The sequence below is a fragment of the Marinobacter sp. C1S70 genome, from assembly GCF_000475355.1.
Lineage (GTDB): Bacteria > Pseudomonadota > Gammaproteobacteria > Pseudomonadales > Oleiphilaceae > Marinobacter > Marinobacter nauticus.
In genome coordinates this window covers 1-1,377 of the sequence record NZ_AXBW01000101.1, presented here as the reverse complement: position 1 = coordinate 1,377, position 1,377 = coordinate 1, and the positions used below count along the sequence as shown (strand labels likewise).

At 54.5% G+C, this 1,377-nt stretch carries 1 protein-coding gene; it reads right to left on the bottom strand.

Annotation, left to right across the window (positions count from 1 at the left end; all coding sequences use genetic code 11):
- Nucleotides 1-265: 265 nt before the first annotated feature.
- Nucleotides 266-1,279, bottom strand: a complete 1,014-nt coding sequence (locus Q669_RS19015; protein WP_011785593.1) for an IS110 family transposase — start codon at nt 1,277-1,279, stop codon at nt 266-268.
- Nucleotides 1,280-1,377 lie beyond the last annotated feature (98 nt).

Genomic DNA, 1,377 nt, shown 5'->3' with positions numbered 1-1,377 from the left:
TATATGTAGACCTCTTGTTGCGCAAGCCTCCCAAGCTCTCGGTGGTGTAAAAAGTTAACTGGGTAAAACTGCGCACGTATATCCGGCCTTTATGATGAGTCACTCCGGTGACTCTGGCCTCAATGAAAACCGCGCCCTTGCCGCTTATCGTCCGTACGGAGTTGGTGCTCCGTGTGCTCGCCAGCATTCACAAGGGCCGGTTTAACCCTGTTAACTCATTGCTCACCGCATTTGCGTGGGGTGCCTTTGCTCCTTGGGTGCTGCTTTACGCCGCCCGGTACTCCGTTTGGTGGTAGAGCATTGCCCATAGAATTCTTGCCAACTTGTTGGCCACGGCAATCACCGCTTTGTGTTTGCCTCTGCGCTCAATAACCCCTGCCGCCCAGCGTGATAGCCGGTCGGTGGCTTTATCCGTGTATCGGATGACCGACCAGGCACCCTGAACCAACAATCGGCGCAGATAGTTATTCCCTCGACGGGTGATGCTTCCGAGCTTTTGCTTGCCGCCACTGGAGTGTTCGTTCGGAACCAATCCCAGATTGGCGGCAAAGTGTCGTCCGCTCTTAAAGGCCTTACCGTCACCGGCATAGGCCACCACCGCGGTTGCCGTTTTCTCCGCAACCCCTTTCACGCCCATCAGGCGCCGTGCCGGCTCCAGCTGTTTGGCTGTTTGCTTCAGTTTCGCCTCATGCATCTGTATCTGGCGATTGGCCTCTCTCCACTCTTCCAACAGACTCTGTAAGGCCTCTCTGGCAGCACAGGTCAGTGGGTTCTCCGCGTCCTCCAGCAACTCTGGTAACGCCTTGAGTAATCGTTCCTTGCCTGGCGCAACGATGACGCCGTACTCGTTCAGAAAGCCCCGGATCTGATTGATCAACGCGGTTCGGGCCTGGACCTTCCGATTGATCAGCTTATGCAGCACCAGTATGTCTGTTTGCTCCAGAGATCTCGGTTCCACAAACCGCATCCTCGGTCGCCGGGCGGCCTCTGTAATCGCAAAGGCATCGTTCCGGTCGTTCTTGTTGCCCTTCACAAACGGCTTCACATGCTGGGGCGGAATCAATAACACCTCAAAGCCCAGCTTCTTTAGCTCCCGACCCCAGTAGTTCGAACCACTGCAGGCCTCCATGGCAATCGTCGCTTCCGGATACTGCAGCAACTTCTCAATCAGTCTATTCCTGCGCATTTGATGATTGAACGCCGGGTTGCCGCTTCGGTTCACACCACAAACCTGAAAGACAGTTTTTGCCAAGTCGATTCCGATTAGGGTAACGTTCATCTGAACACCTCTTGTTGTTGACCTATTGATTTCGCACATCTAATAGTGGCGCTTTGACGCCGATCTCAACAAGAGGTGTTCATCCCATCATCCATGTG